Origin of the sequence: Limnohabitans sp. MMS-10A-178 (assembly GCF_003063375.1) — a bacterium.
GTDB lineage: Bacteria > Pseudomonadota > Gammaproteobacteria > Burkholderiales > Burkholderiaceae_C > Limnohabitans_A.
This window is the reverse complement of sequence record NZ_NERY01000001.1, coordinates 281,980-301,706: the sequence shown is the minus strand read 5'-3', so window position 1 is coordinate 301,706 and position 19,727 is coordinate 281,980. Positions and strand designations below refer to the sequence as shown.

Genomic DNA, 19,727 nt, shown 5'->3' with positions numbered 1-19,727 from the left:
TGCGCATATTCAGGCATTTTTGGGAAATATCAAAACCAAATTTTGAAGCACCCTCTTTGGGTTCTTTTTCCGTTTGGCTGTCATGGGCCCAACTCATCACATGGGGCAGCGTTTTCTACACTTTCTCTTTGTTGATGGGGCCGGTCGAGCGCGAATTAGGACTGACCCGTGCCGAAGTGTCATTGGGTTTTAGCTTGGCCCTCTTGGCCGATGGTTTGATGGCTTACCCCATTGGGCGTTGGATTGATCAAGGTCATGAGCGCAAGGTCATGACTTGGGGTTCTGTGTGGGTGGGTGCTTGTTTGCTGGCCCACAGCTTCATCGACTCCTTGCTGGGGTTTTATGGCGTATGGCTGGCCTTGGGTATCGGCATGTCGGCCACTCTGTATTCACCTGTTTTCGCCATCGTCACCCGCAGATTTCCCAACGATTTTAGGCGGGGCATCATCATCATGACATTCTTGGGGGGGCTGGCCAGTACGGTGTTCATTCCGCTGTCTTCGTGGTTGATTCAATCTTTGGGTTGGCGCCATGCCTTGTGGGTATTGGCCATGTTGCATTGGTTTATTTGTTGGCCTTTGCACTTTTGGTTCTTGCGCCATGCCCATGGCAAGAAAAGTGCTGAAGAGAATCAAAAACTCGAAATTCAGGGGCCGTGCAATCCTGAGTTACAGCCCCCACAAATTCCAGCAGATGCCATCGGTGTTCACTTAAAACGCGCACCTTTTTGGCTGCTTGCCTGCTTCATGTTTTTAACTTTCAGCGTCAGCTCTGCACTTCCAGCACACATGGTGAGTTTGTTGGAAGAGGCACATTTGTCACCCGCATGGGTCATCGCCATTCCAGCCTCAATTGGTGTCATTCAAGTGTTGGGGCGATTATTGTTGTTTGTCTTTGAAAAACATTTAGATGTTCATACCGCCAATAAATGGATTCCTTGTTTGGTGCCTTTGGGCTTGTTGTTTTTAGTGGCAGGTGGTTTGGAGCCTTGGGCTGCTTTGATGTTTGTCACCTTCTACGGTTTGGGCAATGGCCTAAACACCATTGTCAAGGGCACCGCCATGGCGCAATATGTCAGCCGCGACCATGTGGGCCAACTCAATGGCATGTTGGGCCTGCCTTTGGCTTTAGGCCGCGCAGCAGCGCCCTTGGCTTTAGGTTTGTTGTGGACGCCCGAGGTGGGCTACACACATGGCTTGCGCTGGCTTTTGCTTGCTGGCGTTTTGGGTGTTGCGTGCTTGTGGCTGGCGCAAATTAGCGCTCATCAAAGCGCTCACAAATTGGGCGCCAACAATCGCTGAATGTCTGACACTTTCAAGTTCTGGCGTTTTGCCAAATCATGCACTTGGTCTTCGCTCACCTTGCCCACGTTGAAGTATTGGCTATCGGGGTGGCCCAGGTAAAAACCTGACACGCTCGCAGCCGGCGTCATGGCCAAACTCTCTGTCAGCCCCATGCCAATCTCGTCGCATTGCAAGAGTTCAAACATTTGCTTTTTGACTGAGTGGTCTGGACATGCAGGGTAGCCAGGCGCAGGCCGGATGCCTTGGTATTTCTCGGCAACCAAATCTTCGAGCGATGCATTTTCTTGCGCAGCATAGCCCCACAAGTCTTTGCGAACACGCTCGTGAAGGCACTCTGCAAAGGCTTCTGCAAATCTGTCGGCCAAGGCTTTGAGCATGATGGCGCTGTAGTCATCGTGCGCCGCTTCAAAAGCTTGTTCGCGTTTTTCAATACCGATGCCAGCAGTCACTGCAAACACGCCTACGTAATCTTGCAACTTGGTGGGCTGACCTTTTGCATCTAATTGTGGCGCTACAAAATCTGCCAAGCAACGGCTAGGTTTTCCAGGCTGCTTTTCTGTTTGTTGGCGCAAGCCATGCCAAGTGAGCACAGGCGATTGGCGCGACTCATCGGCATACAAAGCAATGTCGTCGTGGTTCACGCTGTTGGCGGGGTACAAGCCCATCACACCGTGCGCCGTGATCCAGCGTCCTTCAATGATTTTTTGCAACATTTTCTGTGCATCATTGAAAACTTTTTGCGCTTCAACGCCCACTACTTCGTCTTTCAAAATGGCAGGGTAAGGTCCCGCCAAATCCCACGTCTGAAAGAAGGGGCCCCAGTCAATGTAGCGTGCCAACTCGGCCAAATCAAAATTCTTGAACACACGGCGACCAATGAACTTGGGCGTGGGCGATTTGAAATTTGTCCAGTCGATGTTTGTTTTGTTGCTGCGCGCTTTGGCCAGTGCCCACATGGGCGTTTGTTTTTTATTGGCATGCAATTCACGCACTTTGGCGTAGTCGGCATTCAGCTCGTCAATGTAGGTGGCAGCTTGGTCTGACAACAAGCCTTGGGCCACGCTCACACTGCGCGAGGCATCGGGCACATACACCACCGGGCCTTCGTAGTGCGGTGCAATTTTGACGGCAGTGTGCACGCGGCTGGTGGTGGCGCCACCAATGAGCAAAGGCATTTTGCGCAAGCGGAAATGCGCATCTTTTTGCATCTCGCTGGCTACGTACTGCATCTCTTCCAAGCTGGGCGTAATCAGCCCAGACAAGCCAATGATGTCGGCATTTTCTTCTTTGGCCTTGGCCAAAATTTCGTGACATGGCACCATCACACCCATGTTGACCACGTCAAAATTGTTGCACTGAAGTACCACCGTCACAATGTTTTTGCCAATGTCGTGCACGTCGCCCTTCACGGTGGCAATCACAATCTTGCCTTTGGACTTCACGTCTTGGCCAGCGGCTTCTTGCTGGCGCTTTTCTTCTTCAATGTAGGGCACCAAGTGCGCCACCGCTTGCTTCATCACGCGCGCCGACTTGACCACTTGCGGCAAGAACATCTTGCCTTGGCCAAACAAATCACCCACCACATTCATGCCATCCATGAGCGGGCCTTCAATCACATGCAGCGGCCTGCCGTTCTTGGCCAAAATTTCTTGATAGGCTTCTTCTGTGTCTTCGGTGATGAAGTCAGTAATGCCGTGCACCAAGGCGTGCGACAAACGCGCCGATACCGCTACAGGAGCATCAGGCGTACCGCGCCAAGCCAGCTTTTGTGAGTCGTCTTTGGCTGCGCCTTTGGCGTTCTCGGCCACTTCCACCAAACGCTCACCGGCATCAGGCCGTCGATTCAACACCACGTCTTCTACGCGCGCGCGCAGTTCGGGCTCGAGTTCGTCGTACACGCCCACCATGCCGGCATTGACAATGCCCATGTCCATGCCCGCCTGAATGGCGTGGTACAAAAACACGGTGTGAATGGCTTCGCGCACAGGGTCGTTGCCGCGGAAGCTGAACGACACATTGGACACACCGCCCGACACTTTGGCGCCCGGTAAGTTTTGTTTGATCCAACGTGTGGCTTCAATGAAGTCCACCGCATAGTTGTCGTGTTCCTCAATGCCGGTGGCTATGGCAAAAATGTTGGGATCAAAAATAATGTCTTCGGGTGGGAAGTCGACCTCATCGACCAACACGCGATACGCGCGTTCGCAAATTTCTATTTTGCGCTGGTAGGTATCGGCCTGGCCTTTTTCATCAAAGGCCATGACCACTGCCGCGGCGCCATAGCGCTTGATCAGCTGTGCTTGTTGCTTGAAGACGTCTACGCCCTCTTTCATGCTGATGGAGTTGACAATGCCTTTGCCTTGAATGCAACGCAGACCTGCTTCCATCACGCTCCATTTGGAGGAGTCGATCATGATGGGAACGCGGGCAATGTCGGGCTCAGAAGCAATGAGATTCAAAAATCGCACCATGGCCGCTTGACTGTCCAACATGGCTTCGTCCATGTTGATGTCAATGATTTGCGCGCCGTTCTCGACTTGCTGACGGGCCACGGCCAAAGCTTGCTCGTACTCGCCATTCAAGATCATGCGGGCGAAGGCCTTCGAGCCCGTGACGTTGGTGCGCTCACCAATGTTCACAAACAAAGAGTTCGTACCAATCGAGACCGGCTCAAGGCCCGACAGCTTTAATGGAGAAACAGTATCAAACAAAACTCACCCCTTGGATCGCAGGTGAGCGTAGTTTGCAAATGAGATAGGGCAAAGCCCCGCTTGAAGCCCCAAGCCTGACCCGCGGCCAATGTGGCTGGCGGGCTGCAACGCTCCTTGGGAAGTGGCTATTTTAACCACGCCCAAGGCGTTTGGCGCATCAATACTGCTTATAAGGCAGGAATTTGCCCGATAAGACCACGTTCACCCGGTCCCCTTTGGGGTCGGGCTGGCGCACGATATCCATGCTGAAGTCAATGGCGCTCATGATGCCGTCGCCAAACTCTTCGTGAATCAGTTCTTTGATGGTGGTGCCGTAGACACTCACAATTTCATACCAGCGGTAGATAAGAGGATCTGTGGGCACAGCGGTAGGTAAAGAGCCTTTGTAGGGCACCACTTGCAGCCACTTTTGTTCTTCGGCTGTCAGGCCAAAAATCTTGCCAATGATCTTGGCTTGTGGGGTATCCAAGGTCATTTGGCCCAGGCAAGCGGCCGTGACCCATTCTTTAGACAGTCCCACTTTGTCGGCCACATCAGACCACTTGATGCCCTTGGACACCTTGGTGCTGATGATTTTTTCTGTCACGTCTAAGCGATTCATGATGTTCCTCGTGAAAATGAGTTGAGATATAAAGTCAGTGAAAAATCAGTGAGAAAGTCAGTGCGCCTTGGCGCGAGAGACCAAGAAATCAACAATGTGATTTCGAATGTCGTAATAACCGGGCAAGTGATGCAACTGCGATCGGGTTCGGTCTCTGGGCAAATTGTTCACCACCACCTCGGCCAAACCGCCTGGCACATAGCGGCCGCTGGTTTCACTGCCGTTACTCATAAGCAAAATTCGATCGGACAGCAAAATGGCTTCGTCCACATCGTGCGTAATCATGAAAACCGTTTGCTGCGTTTGGCGAACAATGCCCATGAGTTCATCTTGAATGGTGCCGCGCGTCAGCGCATCCAAAGCACCAAAGGGTTCATCCAATAAAAGCATCCTCGGTTGAATGGCAAAGGCCCTTGCAATACCCACGCGCTGCTTCATACCACCCGATAATTGGCTGGGCTTTTTATCGATGGCTGGCAACAGGCCCACCATGTCCACATGCTTTTCAACATGCTCATTGACTTGCGCGCTTTTCCAATCAGGCCATTTAGACTTCACTGCAAAGGCAATGTTTTGTCTGACGGTCAACCACGGCATGAGCGCGTGACTTTGAAACACCACGCCGCGCTCTAAACTGGGACCTGCAATTTCACGGCCATCCATGAAGGCATGGCCGACGCTGGCGGAATCCAAACCAGCCAATACATTCAAGATGGTCGTTTTGCCACAGCCCGAATGACCGATGATGCAAACAAATTCGCCTCGTGCCACTGAAAAGGATACATCCGCAAAAACGGGTTTGTCGGCTTGATAGGCCTTGCCCAATTTTTCAATTTGCAAGAAGTTGGTCTGTGCGAAATTGCCTGTGCGCTCGCCGGGTTCATTCCACATAGCTCACCCCTTTTTGTAATTTTGAAAACTCCATGTCAAGCAACATGCCTACTACACCAATCACCAGCACTGCAAAAATCACATTCACCAGAGATAAGTTATTCCACTCGTTCCAAACGAAGTAACCAATGCCCGTGCCACCCACCAACATTTCAGCGGCCACAATCACCAACCAAGCAATCCCCATGCTGATGCGCATGCCCGTCACAATGGTGGGCGCTGCCGCTGGCAAGATCACCAAGAAGGCTTTGCGCAATGGGTTGACTTCTAAGGTGTTGGCCACGTTCAACCATTCACGCTTGACCGATGCAACACCAAATGCGGTGTTAATCAGCATGGGCCAGACCGAGCAAATGAATATCACAAAAATGCCGCTGATGCTGGAGTCCTTCAAGGTGTAAAGCGCTAAAGGCATCCATGCCAACGGACTGATAGGTTTCAACACTTGGATGAACGGATCAAAGGCTTTTTGCATGAGCGGCGACATGCCAATTAAAAAACCCAATGGCAAGGCAACCAGCACGGCCAACGCAAAACCCAAACCGACACGGCCCAATGAATGCGCCAATTGAATGCCAATGCCTTTGTCGTTGGGTCCGTTGTCATAAAACGGATTGGAAAGCTGTTTGATTACGGCCTTGGCAACCTCTGCAGGCGGCGGAAAGCCCGTGCTCTTGCTCGCGCCTGGGTCTTTGCCCATCATTTTTTGATACTCAATTTCTTCTGCCGTTGCGCCCGCCTTGGTTGCAGCACCAATTGATGGGCCTTGCGATGAAAGCTGCCACGCACCTAAGAAAAAAACCAAGATCAAGCAAGAGACAAGCGCCGCTCGGAAATTAATTGAAATGGTGTTCACAATCGATCAGCCCATCTTGTGAATGGCAAAGGTTTTCAAATACTCTTCGGGCTTGGCCGCATCAAACTCTTTGCCCATGATCTTGTGCTTGATGTAGTTGCCTCCAGGTGGCACGGTTTGCCCCAAATCCTTCATGTGCTTGCGCGCATCGGTAATGAGGAAAACTTTTTCGGCAATTTGTTTGTAATCCACATTGCCTTTGATGTAACCCCAACGCTTCATTTGCGTCAGCATCCACACCGCCAAACTCTGCCAAGGCATGGGGTCAAAGTCTGCACGGTCGGGCACGTTTTGAATCTTGCCCAAGCCATCGGCAAACTTGCCCGTTAACACTTGGCTGATCACCGCTTCGGGTTGGTTCAAGTACTGCGTGGGGGAAATCACTTTGGCAATCAATTCGCGGTTGCCTGGCAAGCGTGCCATGGCGGCTGCCGTGAGCACCGCACGGAAAAGCGCAGCAAAGGTGTTCGGATTTTTTTGGATGAACTCAGTGCTGGTGCCAAATGCGCAGCAAGGATGGCCATTCCAAAGATCTTTGGTAAGCATGTGAATGAAACCCACCTCATCAAACACTGCGCGCTGGTTGAAAGGATCGGGGCCTAAGAAGCCATCGATGTTGCCTGCGCGCAAATTGGCCACCATCTCTGCAGGTGGAATAACGCGAATTTGTACATCGGTATCAGGGTTCAAACCGTTTTCTGCCAAGTAATAACGCAACAAGAAGTTGTGCATGGAGTAATCAAACGGCACACCAAACTTAAAGCCCTTCCAGTTCTTCGGATCACGGTTGTCTTTGTGCTTCAAGCTCAAGGTAATGGCTTGTCCATTGACGTTTTGAATGGTGGCCACATTCATGGGCGTGGTGCTGGCACCGAGCCCCATGCTGATGGCCAAAGGCATGGGCGACAGAAAGTGCGACGCGTCATATTCTTTGTTGATCATCTTGTCGCGAATCAAGGCCCAACCAGCCGTTTTGGTCACCTCAACATTCAAGCCTTGCTTGCTGTAGAAGCCCAATGGGTGCGCCATGATGAGGGGCGTGGCGCATGTAATTGGAATAAAGCCAATCTTCAAGTTTGGTTTTTCAAGCGGTCCTTTTTCTTGCGCCATGGCTTGCAGACTGGCCACAGGCAACACGCTGGCAATGGCGGCCATAGCGGTTTTTTTACCCACCGCGCGCAAGAAGTTGCGGCGCTCTTGGTCTTGTGGAAACAAGGCTTTAACTAACGTGGCTTCAATGAACTCTTGGCTATAGGCCTCAAACTCTGCGGTTTCTGATCGCGCACGCAATGTAGCAGCTGCGGCATCGGCCGCAACTTCTGCATAGTGGTCGGCGGGGGAGTGATCGCGACCGCAACTGCATTTCAGCATCAAGGGACGATCGGCGTTGTACGGATCAAAGAACTCAGACATGGCAACCTCTTTTCTGTAAAGACGAGAGGTACTATGCAAACAATGGGCCAACTTGCAGTCGGCCCTGTTTAATATGTGTCGTGGCAGTTTGGCCCTGTATAAAGGGCCTTAGCGTTTCAAATTTAAATCAAGCACCGCACCAAAGCGGCGCATCGATCGCTAGGCGCGTTGCGGTTTGGTGCGCCCTTGGCGTTGCAAGCACCAACTCAAGCAGCTTCCTTGTAAAACGCCCCAAGATGCAATCCGCGAGGTGCCAGCGGACTGACTGCTTTGTCAATCGCGCCAATGTGCTCTGGCGTGGTGCCGCAGCAACCGCCCACAATGTTGACCAGCCCTTCAGCCGCAAACTCATGCAACAAGCGGCTGGTGACATCGGGGGTTTCATCAAAGCCTGTGTCGCTCATGGGGTTGGGCAGGCCCGCGTTGGGGTAGCAGCTGATGAAGGTGTCGTCAGCCACTTTGGCCAACTCTTGAATGTAGGGGCGCATCAAGGTGGCGCCCAATGCGCAATTCAGGCCGATGGCCAACGGGCGCGCATGGCGCACGCTGTGCCAAAACGCTGTGACGGTTTGTCCGCTCAAAATTCGGCCAGAAGCATCGGTCACGGTGCCGCTGATGATGAGGGGCAAGCGCTCGCCGCTGGCTGCGAAATATTCTTCAATGGCAAACAACGCCGCTTTGGCATTCAAGGTGTCGAAGATGGTTTCCACCAACAACACATCCACGCCGCCTTCCACCAAGGCTTGTGTTTGTTCGTAATAGGCTTTGCGCAAGCTTTCAAAATCCACATTGCGCGCACCTGGGTCGTTCACGTCTGGACTGATGCTGGCTGTTTTGGGTGTTGGGCCTAAAGCACCCACCGCATAGCGCGGTTTGTCGGGGGTTGAAAACTTGTCGCAGGCGGCGCGAGCCAACGCGGCCGAGGCGCGGTTCATTTCAATGGCTAGGTCGGCCATGTGGTAGTCATCCTGCGCAATGGTGGTGGCACCAAAGGTATTGGTTTCAATCATGTCGGCACCTGCCGCCAAGTAACCTTCGTGAATGTCGCGAATGACATCGGGGCGGGTTAGGCTGAGCAACTCGTTGTTGCCCTTCACATCTTTGGGGAAATCTTTGAAGCGCTCACCGCGGTAATCGGCTTCGCTCAATTTGAAGCGCTGGATCATGGTGCCCATGGCGCCATCGAGAATGGCAATGCGTTTTTCCAGAATGGCTGGCAAGGCTTGGGCGCGGGTGTAGTTCAGAGGTTTCATGTCCTTATTGTAAAAAACATCAGGGGCTCTTGAAGTGCATTGCAATCAAATACCTTGAAATACACCCGCTTCCCATCCAAAGTGCAACAAGGCTTCGGAGACAATACAGGCCGTGTCTACCGAAGTCCTCATTTCACCCCATATTCTGAGCATCCTCAGTGAGGTCTTTGGCTATGAGTCGTTCAGAGGGCCGCAGCGCGACATCATTGAGCATGTCACCAGCGGGCAAGACGCGCTGGTGCTCATGCCCACAGGTGGCGGCAAAAGCTTGTGCTATCAAATTCCGGCCATTGCTAGGCAAAACGCTGGCTTTGGCATCACCATTGTGGTGTCGCCCTTAATTGCCCTGATGCACGACCAAGTTGGGGCGCTGCATGAAGCCGGCGTTAGCGCTGCTTTCCTCAACTCCACCTTGAGCATGGACGAGGCTCAAACCATCGAGCAGCGCTTGCGCCGAGGCGAAATCACCCTGCTTTATGCCGCCCCCGAAAGAATCACCACGCCCCGTTTTTTGGCTTTGCTCGATTCGCTTTACAGCCAAAATGCTCTAAGCCTGTTTGCCATCGACGAAGCGCATTGTGTGAGTCAGTGGGGTCATGACTTCCGGCCTGAATACCGCGGCCTCACAGTGCTGCACGAGCGTTATGCCAATGTGCCCCGTGTTGCCCTCACTGCCACAGCAGATGCGCTCACGCGAGCCGACATCATTGAGCGCTTGCAGCTGGAAGACGCACGCCTCTTTATCAGCAGCTTTGACCGGCCCAACATTCGTTACACCATTGTTGAGAAAAAAGACGCCAGCACCCAGCTGCTTCGCTTCATTGAGCGCGAACATGAGGGTGAGGCCGGCGTGGTTTATTGCCAATCACGCAAGCGGGTGGAAGAGGTAGCCGAACTATTGAAAGAAGCGGGCATCGATGCCTTGCCCTATCACGCAGGCTTGGATGCCGCCATCAGGCAAAAACACCAAAATCGGTTTTTGCGCGACGAGGGCGTGGTCATGGTGGCCACCATCGCTTTTGGCATGGGCATTGACAAACCCGATGTGCGATTCGTGGCCCACTTGGACATGCCCAAAAACATTGAAGGCTACTATCAAGAAACAGGTCGCGCAGGCCGCGATGGCTTGCGCGCAGACGCCTGGATGGCTTACGGCCTGCAAGACGTGGTCAACCAACGGCGCATGATTGATGAAAGTCCTGCAGAAGAAAACTTCAAACAACTGTTGCGTGGCAAGTTGGATGCTTTGCTGGCTTTGGCCGAAGCCACAGACTGCCGCCGGGTTCGCTTGTTGGCTTATTTTGATGAACACAGCGAGCCCTGTGGCAATTGCGACAACTGCCTTCATCCCCCCGCCGTTTGGGATGGCACCGACGCCGCCCGAAAATTGTTGTCCACCGTTTTCCGGGCTGAGCAACACAGCGGTTTTTCATTTGGAGCGGGTCACATCATGGATATCTTGCGCGGCAAGTCCACAGAAAAAATGACCCAATTCGGCCACTCGCAATTAAGTACTTTTGGCATTGGCGCCAATTTCAGCGAGACACAGCTTAGGGGTGTATTGCGCCAGCTCATAGCCATGGGTGCTCTCAATGTTCAGGGGCAAGTGTTCAATACCTTGCAGCTGACCGAAGGCTCTCGGGCGGTGCTTCGAGGCGACATCAAGGTGTTGCTGCGAGAGTCTGTGAGCCACAAACCCGAGAAAAAAGGTCGCAAGCCCCAAGCGCCTGGACCCGCAGCGGCCAATTTAAGCCAAGACGATTTGGTGCGCTACATCAACCTCAAGTCTTGGCGTGCAGAAGTGGCCAAAGAACATAATTTGCCCGCATATGTCATTTTTCACGACGCCACACTGGCACACATCGCTTCAGCCAACCCCCAAAATTTGGACGATTTGCGCGGCATCAGTGGCATTGGTGTGAAAAAGCTAGAGGCCTACGGGCAGGAAGTGTTGCAGGTATGTCGAGTTCAGCTAAAATAGCCGGCTGAACAAAATGAGGTTTTTTCATGTCCGCACACAACGATTCACACGAAACCCAAGATCCTGTTGAAGGTGTCGTGAAGCACATTCCCGTCGTGATCCCTGTCGCTGGCGCAGTTTTGATCTTTTTGCTGGCTTTCATTGCTATTGCCATGGCCTAAAACGCCCATCTCAAATCGCCCTACCCGCCTTCTTCAAGGCGGGTTTTTTACGCCCGCCCAACAAAGAGACCGCCTAGGAACCCAAGCAAAAAACTAGGGTTATGCATGCTTTGCATACATTTTGAAGGGTTTTCATCATTAAGAGCACCCTTTTTCCGCCATCGTCTTTAAAATTCGGGACCGGTTACGGGCAGGTTACGGGACTGGGTGTCGTTTTTTGAAAAGCTCATTGTTGGCGTCAACAAGGGCTTTTCAAAAAACGATTTTTAAACTTAGGAGCTTTTCCCATGAACTCACCAGTGATGCAGGGCCTGAACCTCAACACCCCCAACTATGTGAAAAACCCCAAGCTGATTGCTTGGGTGACAGAAATGGCGGCCCTGTGCAAGCCTGACAATGTCTACTGGTGTGACGGATCCGAAGAAGAGTACGACCGACTTTGCCAACTTTTGGTAGACAAGGGAACCTTCAAAAAACTCAATCCCGCCAAGCGCCCTGGCAGCTTCTTGGCTTGCTCTGACCCATCCGATGTGGCCCGCGTAGAAGACCGCACTTTCATTTGCACTGAAAAGAAAGAAGAAGCCGGCCCCACCAACAATTGGATGGCTCCTGCAGAAATGCGCAAAACCTTGCACCCTTTGTTTGAAGGTTGCATGCAAGGCCGCACCATGTATGTGGTGCCATTCTCGATGGGACCCTTGGGCTCACACATTGCCCACATCGGCATTGAATTGACCGACAGCGCTTACGTGGCCGTTAACCAAAAGCTCATGACCCGCATGGGCAAGGCTGTGTTTGATGTGATCGGCGCAGATGGCGAATTCGTGCCTTGCTTGCACACCGTGGGTGCACCCTTGGTCAATGGCGCCAAAGACGCCACCTCTTGGCCTTGCAACCCAAGCTTGAAGTACATCGTTCATTACCCAGAAACACGCGAAATTTGGTCTTACGGCTCAGGCTACGGTGGCAATGCTTTGCTGGGTAAAAAATGCTTGGCCTTGCGCATTGCCTCCAGCATGGGCCGCGAACAAGGTTGGTTGGCCGAACACATGCTCATTTTGGGCGTAACCAACCCACAAGGCAAAAAGTACCATGTGGCAGCGGCTTTCCCAAGCGCTTGCGGCAAAACAAACTTCTCTATGTTGGTGCCGCCTGAAGGCTTCAACGGCTGGAAAGTCACCACCATTGGCGACGACATTGCATGGATCAAACCCCAAGCCAACGGCAAGATGATGGCCATCAACCCCGAAGCCGGTTATTTTGGTGTGGCCCCAGGCACCAACCACCACACCAACCCCAACTGCATGGCCAGCTTGGACAAAAACGTGATTTTCACCAACGTGGCATTGACCGATGATGGCGATGTCTGGTGGGAAGGCATGGACAAAGACACCGGCAAAGTACCCGATCACTTGATCGACTGGCAAGGCAAAGACTGGACACCCCAGATTGGCAAAGAAACAGGCGCCAAAGCAGCCCACGCCAATGCGCGTTTCACCGTGTCTGCCATCAATAACCCAGCACTTGACGAGTGCCTGGGACGATGCCGCTGGCGTGTCTATCGACGCCTTCATCTTTGGTGGCCGCCGCTCCACCACCGTGCCATTGATCACTGAAGCTCGCAGCTGGACCGAAGGTGTTTACATGGCAGCCACCATGGGTTCTGAGACCACGGCAGCTGCCTTTGGCGCACAAGGCGTGGTTCGCCGCGATCCTTTCGCCATGCTCCCCTTCTGCGGTTACAACATGAGCGACTATTTCCAACACTGGTTGGACATGGGCGCCAAAATTCAGGCCGACGGTTTCAAGTTGCCTAGCATTTACTGCGTCAACTGGTTCCGCAAAGACGAGGCTGGCAAGTTTGTCTGGCCAGGTTATGGCGACAACATGCGTGTTTTGAAGTGGATCATCGACCGCTTGGAAGGTCAGGCCCAAGGTCAAGAGACCATGTTTGGCATCACGCCCACTTATGGCGAGTTGAACTGGACAGGTTTGAACTTTACAGCAGATCAGTTCAAAACTGTGACCAGCATTGACAAAGCTGCCTGGCAGCAAGAGTTCCAATTGCACACCACACACTTTGAGCAATTGGCATACAAACTTCCAAAAGCATTGCTAGACACCAAAGCGGCGTTGGAGCAACGCTTGGCTGCGGTCTGATCAACACAGACTCGCGCCAAAAACTGGCGCAAGCTTTGATATGGATTACACCGGCCTTGTGGTCGGTGAATTACATTGTGGCCAGAATTGCACCTGGCATCATCAGTCCCCATGTCTTGGCATTGGGGCGCTGGTTTTTAGCCGGTCTCATTTTGGCTTTGATTGCCCGCCAAGAGCTTTGGCACGAGCGCCATAGCACCCTGAAAGCTTGGCGGCAGTATGTGGTCTTGGGCAGTTTGGGCATGCTCATTTGCGGCGCCTGGGTTTATTGGGCAGCAGAAACAACCACGGCCATCAATATTGCATTGATCTATGCGGCCTCGCCAGTCTTGATCACCCTCGGTGCTGTCTTCGGACTGAAAGAGTCATTCACTTGGAAACAATCGCTTGGGGTTGGCATCGCCTTGCTGGGTGTTTTGCATGTGGTGGTCAAAGGCCAGTGGGTGGCACTGTCTCAAGTCGTTTGGGTTTTGGGTGATGGCCTGGTGGTGATAGCCATGGTGGCTTGGGCAGCCTACGCTTTGTTGCTTAAAAAGTGGGCCAGTCCATTGAGCTCAACCGCGAGATTGGCAGCCACTTGCCTGGGCGGCAGCCTGGTTTTACTACCCTTTGCAATCATCGAGTGGACTGCGACGCAGCATGCTGGATGGAGCTTAAATGCTGGATTACTTGTAATTGCTGCAGCAATTTTCCCAGGAGTGGGCGCTTACTGGGCTTACGGCTTTTGTCAAAAAACCTTGGGGGCGAGTCGTGTGGCGACAAGCCTTTACCTGGGGCCTTTGTATGGCGGCCTGGCGGCTTGGCTGTTCTTGGGCGAAACTTTGGGTTGGCACCATGCAGTGGGTGCCGCTTTCATTTTGCCGGGCATTTATTTGGCCTCGCAAAAAGTCAACTCTGACTCTCAAGAACCCGCCTGAGGCGCAACTTCAAAATCAAAAAAGCCTCCCGAAGGAGGCTTTCGCGTCGGCCCAAAATACGGCTCATTAATCGGCCCATTAAATATAGTACTGACGGTTTTCAAGCATGCGCTCAACTCGGCGCTGTGTGCTGCTTTGAAGTGAGGGCAAGTCTTTGTCAGAGCGGCTCAAAGCACTTTGCAACTCAGACATCAAGCGGGCATCCGTTTGCGCAATTGCCCACAGACGCTCATCGGAGCGGCGGCGCGCCATGCTTGCAGACCAAGCATTCAAGGCTTGCTTTGCTTGAATCGCCAGTGATTTGGACACCCCAGCAAACAAACCGACAGCGGCAAAGGCCACCGCCCAAAGCGTCACCCATGCTGCCAGCAAATGGCCATCTGCCCACGTGGCCATCATTTGGTCAGCCACAACCACAAACGCTACCACGATGGCCGCCAAAAGCATGGCTGCCAAGGTGCGTGTTGGGCTGAAACTGTCGCTCATGCGTTTGATGTTGGCAACCGCCCGCTCGGCACGGTCAACACCTGGGTGTGTGAGGGGATACTCTACGTGAACAAAGTTGTGTTTCATTTTGATTTCCTAGTTAGGAAAGGCTATGCGGAGCCTTAGCGTTTGGGCCTTAGCTTTGGGAAAAATCCCACTTTTTGCTTGACCATGAACGAATCATAGGGTTTACTCTAGTGTTATTCAACTTTATATTTATGATGCTAAACATTCACAATAGAAATGATTGAAGCTGTTCATACCAACTTTCGCACCTTGGACCTGAATTTACTTCGGGTCTTCGATGAGGTCATGGCAGAAAAGAGCTTGACCAAAGCGGCGCGCAATTTGTCGATCACCCAGCCCGCTGTGAGCAATGCACTGCGCCGACTGCGTGAAACATTGGGCGACGATCTGGTTAGGCGCGATGGCCATGGCATCACGCCCACGCCCTTTGCTTTGCAGCTGTGGCCCAACGTGAGGGCCGCACTTGACCAATTGCAAACGGCCTTGGTGCCTCAACACTTTGTGCCTGCTGAAGCACGCAATTCTTTTGTCTTGGCGATGGCCGATGCAACTGCGGCAGAACTGATGGGCGATCTGGGTCAAGTGTTAGAAAAGCATGCGCCCAATGTTTCTATTCGCGTTTTGCCGCTGACCACGCGCGACCCCAGAAACATGTTGAACGACGGGACTGCCGATTTGGCTTTGGGTTATTTCCCCGCTGTATTGGCCGACCTCACCGCAAAAGCACAATCGGGGGAGGCCGTTGCATTCGAGCACCAACGCTTGTACGACGGTGAGTATGTTTGCGTCATGCGGCGCCAGCATCCTTTGGCTCAAAAGAACATCAGTTTGGATGAGTTTTGCAATGCTCGACATTTGTTGGTGAGCTTTTCTGGCCGCCCTTATGGTTTTATTGATGAGGCCTTGGCATCCATTGGAAAACAGCGCCGTGTGGTCATGACCGTGAACCAATTTTTTACCGCAGGCCGTGTGGTTGTGAATTCTGATTTGCTAACCGTTCTGCCCAAACACTTTGTACCCACCACAGGCATCGCCCATGAACTGTTCATGTGCGAGCTGCCGTTCAAAGTGCCCACCCTGCACGTCGATGCGGTATGGCACCGACGCAAGCAGGCGCAAAACGAACACGTTTGGTTAAGAGAAGTTCTGATCGACATTGCGCACGGTGTTTTCAAAAGTGCAAGGCCCTCATGAACATTCAACTGCTGTCAGATTTACATCTGGAAACTCACCCACGCTTCACACCCGAACCCTCGCCTTTGGCCGATGTCTTGGTCTTGGCAGGCGACATCGGTTCTTATCAAGATGGCTCAATGTTGATAGATCACCAGGACACCGATTTTGGTTTGGCTCGATTTTCTCCCCGACAAGATTTGGCCGCATGGCCAGTGCCTGTTTTCTTTGTGCCAGGCAACCACGAATACGATGGGATGCCATTTGAAGTGGCGGACGAGCGCTTGCGCGAAACATGCCAGCGCTTAGGCATCACGTTTTTGCATCAAGGCGTGGTGATTTTCAAAGGGGTGCGCTTGATCGCTTGCACTTTGTGGAGTGATTTTGAAGCGCTGGTCCCCCTGAACGGCCCCCTCACCCAACAGCTCAAAGCACGCGAGAAAGCTGAGCGTGCCGCTGATTTTTACCTGCGCAAAACTGGCACCACCTTGAATGGTGAGCCATTTCTATCTGCGGCCGTGAGAGCCAAAGCGCAAGCCGATCAAGCCTGGCTGACAAATGCATTGTCAGAGCCTTTTGAGGGTCCCACGGTGGTCATCACACACTTCGCACCCAGCTTGAAAAGCGCAGATCCACGCTACGGTTTGACACCTGGCACAGCTGGCTTTTGCAATGCACTTGACCACCTCTTGCCCAAAGCTCAGGTGTGGTTACATGGTCATTTGCACTGCGCTCATGATTATGTTCACCAGGGGTGCAGAGTGGTTGCCAACCCTTTTGGTTATGCTCGCAAAAATGAGCAAGTCAAATTTGAGCCGCAAAAAATAGTGCGTGTTGCGGTCTAAGGGCTTGTCAGTTTTTTCTTGCCGCCAAGCCTTCAAAGCAAGTGCTCATCACCATTTCAATGATTTCTTCATTGCTGTGCAATTCGCTCATTTTGAGAAACTCCACCACCGGGTCGCAAGCGCGTGCGTACAAGGTGTACAGCACGGCAATGGGTGGCAACGCAGGATTGATGTAACCCTCTTTTTGCGCCTGAACAATCCATGTGCCGAGCAAATCACTCACATTCATCAGGCCGTCCATGTAGGTTCGACTGGCCATGAGGCTAGCGCGCAAGCTGGAATTGTGACTGGGCAAGGTTGGCATTTGTCCGGCCAACTTCAACTCGAGTGTCCAACGCGTGGTGGCCTTGAGTTTGTTGAGTGCAATGCTTGCGCTTTGACTGTCTGACTCCATCGATTGGGCCTGCAGCTCCTCCAAAAAAGCTTGTGCTTTTTGCATGGCCTGCTCCATGGCCGCACAAGCCAACTCTTCCTTGCTGCTGAAATGCTTGTAAAGGCTGGCTTTGGCAATGCCCACCTCTGCGGCCACCTCATCAACGGTCATGGCATCAAAGCCTTTCTCAGCCAAAAGGCGATTGACAGAAGCCGTGATGGCTGTCTCTCTGGCCTCTAGCATTTGGACTTTGAATGATTTTTTGAGGGGCTCAGTTGTACTTGTCATAATGGCATTTTAGCAAGCGATGCCAAAACTTGAACTGGTCGGTCATAAAATGGGCTTTAGGTTCATGTTGACAATTTTGAATTCGCAGGCACAGCCGTCCAACACATGACCTCAATGAATACCCAAAAGTTAGGAGCTCCCTTGAACCGCCGTCAACTCTTAAAAGCCAGCGCTCTCAGCTCCATGCTGGCAAGCCTGGGGGTTGGTGCACAGGGAAAAAGTAGCCATGCAGCCGAGAACCCCGGAGCTTTACCTTCTTCACCTTCTTTACCTGCATGGCCCACTCAAATTCAAAAAGTTATTTTTGGCTCTTGCATTGATCAGAAAAAGCCGCAACCCATTTGGCAAAGTATCTTGGCCGCCAAGCCCGACCTGTTTATTTTTGGCGGCGACAATGTTTATGCAAGCAGCCAACCGTGGCAGTTGCAGAATTTAGAAAATGCCTATGCGACCCAAGCCGCTCAGCCTGGGTTTGCTGCCTTGCGTGCCAGCGTCCCCCACCTGGCCGTTTGGGACGATCATGACTTTGGCTTGAACGATGGCGGTGAGGAGTTCGTGCACAAGCAAGAGGCTAAAAATGCTTTCCTCGACTTTTGGCGTCTGCCCGCAGAAGACCCCCGAAGAACTCGCCCCGGGCTTTATCACGCACACATTTTTGGGCCCATCGGCCGACGCGTCCAAGTTGTTTTATTGGACACTCGCTGGTTCAGGTCTAAGCTTCGCATCACCGATCAGCGAGGTGTCCCTGGCAAAGAGCGCTTTGTGCCTGACACAGACCCCCAAAAAACCATGTTGGGGGAGGCTCAGTGGCAATGGCTTGAAGCGCAATTGAAGCAGCCAGCTGATCTTCGATTGATTGTTTCTAGCGTGCAAGTGATTGTGGAGGGTCACGGCTGGGAAGGCTGGCACAACTTCCCTTTAGAGCAAACGCGATTGCGACAACTCATCAAGCGAACCCATGCCAAGGGCGTGGTGTTTTTATCCGGCGATCGACACATCGGCGCCATTTACAAACACGCAGAACCCGAAAGCTACCCTTTGTACGAGGTCACTTCAAGCGGCATGACGCACGCATGGTCCTCTGCCAAAGAACAAGGCCCCAATCGCTTGGGCGAACTGATTACACAAAATCACTTTGCGCTCATCGAAATAGATTGGCCGCAACAGCAAATTCAACTGGGCTTTCAAAATACCCAAGGCGAATGGCTGAAAAAGCAAAGCATTGGCTTGTCTGAGTTGCGCTAAAGACAAACTACCTCACAAAGCCCGATAATCTCTTTTTTTGATTTTTTACACACTTCCATGCAAACCCCTCCCATGATTCAAAGTGGCGCCATTGCCTACGGCCTCGCAACCATCGCCAAAGACGGCACCGTGTTAGACACTTGGTACCCCGCCCCTCAACTGGCCGAAGGCTTGAAAGAAAATGGCAGTCAGGTTCTCAGCGAAGCCGATGCCCGTGCGCATTTGGGCGAGGCCTTTGTCAAAACGCTTGGCCCTTGCGAATTGCGCGGCGTCAATGTGGTGGCCGTCAAAACCAGCATTGCCACATTGGCAGAACCGGCCAAAGACACGCACGATGTGTTTTTGCGTTTGCATTTGCTCAGTCACCGTTTGGTCAAACCGCACCAAGCCAACTTGGCAGGCATCTTTGGCATGCTGGCCAATGTGGCCTGGACATCGATGGGCCCTTGCCCCTTAGACCACTTGCAAGACGCACGTTTGCGCGCACGCGCAGCTCGCGTGGTGTTTGACGTCAAAGCTGTCGACAAGTTCCCCTACATGACAGACTACGTGGTGCCCTCTGGCGTGCGCATTGCCAACGTCGATCGCGTGCGCTTGGGCGCACACTTGGCCTCTGGTACCACCGTCATGCACGAAGGCTTTTGCAACTTCAACGCAGGCACCTTGGGCGCATCGATGGTGGAAGGCCGCATCAGTGCAGGCGTCTTGGTGGATGATCAAAGCGATGTGGGCGGCGGCGCCTCCATCATGGGCACTTTGTCGGGCGGTGGCAAAGAGGTTATCTCCGTGGGCAAGCGTTGTTTGCTGGGTGCCAACTCTGGTATCGGTATTTCATTGGGTGACGATTGCGTGGTGGAAGCCGGTTGCTACATCACCGGCGGCACGCGCGTCAAAATGCCCGATGGCAGTGTGGTCAAGGCGCGCGAGTTGTCTGGCCGCAATGGCATCTTGTTCCGCCGCGATTCTCAATCGGGCGCGGTGCAAGCCATTCCCCGCACCGAAAGCTGGGGCAGCTTGAACGCAGATTTACACAAGAACTGAT

General features: G+C 52.8%; 16 protein-coding genes, 1 pseudogene and 1 riboswitch. Of the genes and pseudogenes, 9 read left to right on the top strand and 8 right to left on the bottom strand.

The genetic code is table 11. The features are described 5' to 3' along the window. The first annotated feature begins 56 nt into the window (after window positions 1-56). On the top strand, window positions 57-1,301 hold the full coding sequence (locus B9Z32_RS01345) for an MFS transporter (protein WP_233248018.1): 1,245 nt from the start codon (window positions 57-59) through the stop codon (window positions 1,299-1,301). Here B9Z32_RS01345 and metH read toward each other — a convergent pair. From metH to B9Z32_RS01315, 6 genes are all read right to left on the bottom strand, one after another. Next, on the bottom strand, window positions 1,274-4,015 hold the full coding sequence (gene metH, locus B9Z32_RS01340; RefSeq protein ID WP_108419608.1) for a methionine synthase: 2,742 nt from the start codon (window positions 4,013-4,015) through the stop codon (window positions 1,274-1,276). The genes B9Z32_RS01345 and metH overlap by 28 nt on opposite strands. Window positions 4,016-4,031: 16 nt before the next feature. Beyond that, a riboswitch (S-adenosyl-L-homocysteine riboswitch) is annotated at window positions 4,032-4,137 on the bottom strand. A gap of 35 nt (window positions 4,138-4,172) precedes the next feature. After that, window positions 4,173-4,616, bottom strand: coding sequence for a cyanase (cynS, locus tag B9Z32_RS01335; RefSeq protein ID WP_108419607.1), 444 nt, complete (start codon window positions 4,614-4,616; stop codon window positions 4,173-4,175). 57 nt (window positions 4,617-4,673) lie between these two features. Continuing rightward, entirely contained in the window at window positions 4,674-5,507 is an 834-nt protein-coding gene (locus tag B9Z32_RS01330) for an ABC transporter ATP-binding protein (protein WP_108419606.1), read from the bottom strand. Next, on the bottom strand, window positions 5,497-6,363 hold the full coding sequence (gene ntrB, locus B9Z32_RS01325) for a nitrate ABC transporter permease (protein ID WP_108419605.1): 867 nt from the start codon (window positions 6,361-6,363) through the stop codon (window positions 5,497-5,499). The genes B9Z32_RS01330 and ntrB overlap by 11 nt, the downstream gene beginning before the upstream one ends. Window positions 6,364-6,369: 6 nt before the next feature. Beyond that, window positions 6,370-7,776, bottom strand: coding sequence for a CmpA/NrtA family ABC transporter substrate-binding protein (locus B9Z32_RS01320; protein ID WP_108419604.1), 1,407 nt, complete (start codon window positions 7,774-7,776; stop codon window positions 6,370-6,372). A gap of 206 nt (window positions 7,777-7,982) precedes the next feature. Beyond that, window positions 7,983-9,029, bottom strand: coding sequence for a homocysteine S-methyltransferase family protein (locus B9Z32_RS01315; protein ID WP_108419603.1), 1,047 nt, complete (start codon window positions 9,027-9,029; stop codon window positions 7,983-7,985). 112 nt (window positions 9,030-9,141) lie between these two features. Here B9Z32_RS01315 and recQ point away from each other — a divergent pair, with 112 nt between their 5' ends. The 4 genes and pseudogenes from recQ to B9Z32_RS01300 all read left to right on the top strand — a co-directional run bounded on the left by recQ (window position 9,142) and on the right by B9Z32_RS01300 (window position 14,248). Next, a complete protein-coding gene (gene recQ / locus B9Z32_RS01310; RefSeq protein WP_369909266.1) occupies window positions 9,142-11,010 on the top strand; it encodes a DNA helicase RecQ in 1,869 nt (622 codons plus the stop codon). Window positions 11,011-11,036: 26 nt separating this feature from the next. After that, entirely contained in the window at window positions 11,037-11,171 is a 135-nt protein-coding gene (locus B9Z32_RS14250; protein ID WP_255416591.1) for a hypothetical protein, read from the top strand. A 287-nt stretch (window positions 11,172-11,458) separates the two neighbouring features. Beyond that, a pseudogene (locus B9Z32_RS01305) lies at window positions 11,459-13,331 on the top strand (phosphoenolpyruvate carboxykinase (GTP)). A gap of 35 nt (window positions 13,332-13,366) precedes the next feature. Further along, complete coding sequence (locus B9Z32_RS01300) at window positions 13,367-14,248, top strand: DMT family transporter (RefSeq protein ID WP_233248017.1); 882 nt, start codon at window positions 13,367-13,369, stop codon at window positions 14,246-14,248. A 78-nt stretch (window positions 14,249-14,326) separates the two neighbouring features. On the opposite strand, the gene B9Z32_RS01295 is transcribed toward B9Z32_RS01300, so the two are convergent. Next, entirely contained in the window at window positions 14,327-14,821 is a 495-nt protein-coding gene (locus B9Z32_RS01295; RefSeq protein WP_108419601.1) for a hypothetical protein, read from the bottom strand. Window positions 14,822-14,977: 156 nt separating this feature from the next. Between B9Z32_RS01295 and B9Z32_RS01290 the strand changes: the two genes are divergently transcribed. Continuing rightward, window positions 14,978-15,955 (top strand): LysR family transcriptional regulator, encoded by a 978-nt coding sequence (locus B9Z32_RS01290; protein ID WP_108419600.1) that lies wholly within the window; start codon window positions 14,978-14,980, stop codon window positions 15,953-15,955. Then, window positions 15,952-16,779: a metallophosphoesterase gene (locus tag B9Z32_RS01285; RefSeq protein ID WP_108419599.1), complete on the top strand. Its 828-nt coding sequence runs from the start codon at window positions 15,952-15,954 to the stop codon at window positions 16,777-16,779. The genes B9Z32_RS01290 and B9Z32_RS01285 overlap by 4 nt, the downstream gene beginning before the upstream one ends. A 7-nt stretch (window positions 16,780-16,786) precedes the next feature. On the opposite strand, the gene B9Z32_RS01280 is transcribed toward B9Z32_RS01285, so the two are convergent. Next, window positions 16,787-17,440, bottom strand: coding sequence for a TetR/AcrR family transcriptional regulator (locus B9Z32_RS01280; protein WP_108419598.1), 654 nt, complete (start codon window positions 17,438-17,440; stop codon window positions 16,787-16,789). 114 nt (window positions 17,441-17,554) lie between these two features. Here B9Z32_RS01280 and B9Z32_RS01275 point away from each other — a divergent pair, with 114 nt between their 5' ends. Both B9Z32_RS01275 and dapD read left to right on the top strand, forming a co-directional pair. Continuing rightward, window positions 17,555-18,685: an alkaline phosphatase D family protein gene (locus tag B9Z32_RS01275; protein ID WP_158268159.1), complete on the top strand. Its 1,131-nt coding sequence runs from the start codon at window positions 17,555-17,557 to the stop codon at window positions 18,683-18,685. Between the two features lie 57 nt (window positions 18,686-18,742). Beyond that, window positions 18,743-19,726, top strand: a complete 984-nt coding sequence (dapD, locus tag B9Z32_RS01270; RefSeq protein ID WP_108419596.1) for a 2,3,4,5-tetrahydropyridine-2,6-dicarboxylate N-succinyltransferase — start codon at window positions 18,743-18,745, stop codon at window positions 19,724-19,726. Window position 19,727: the final 1 nt, after the last annotated feature.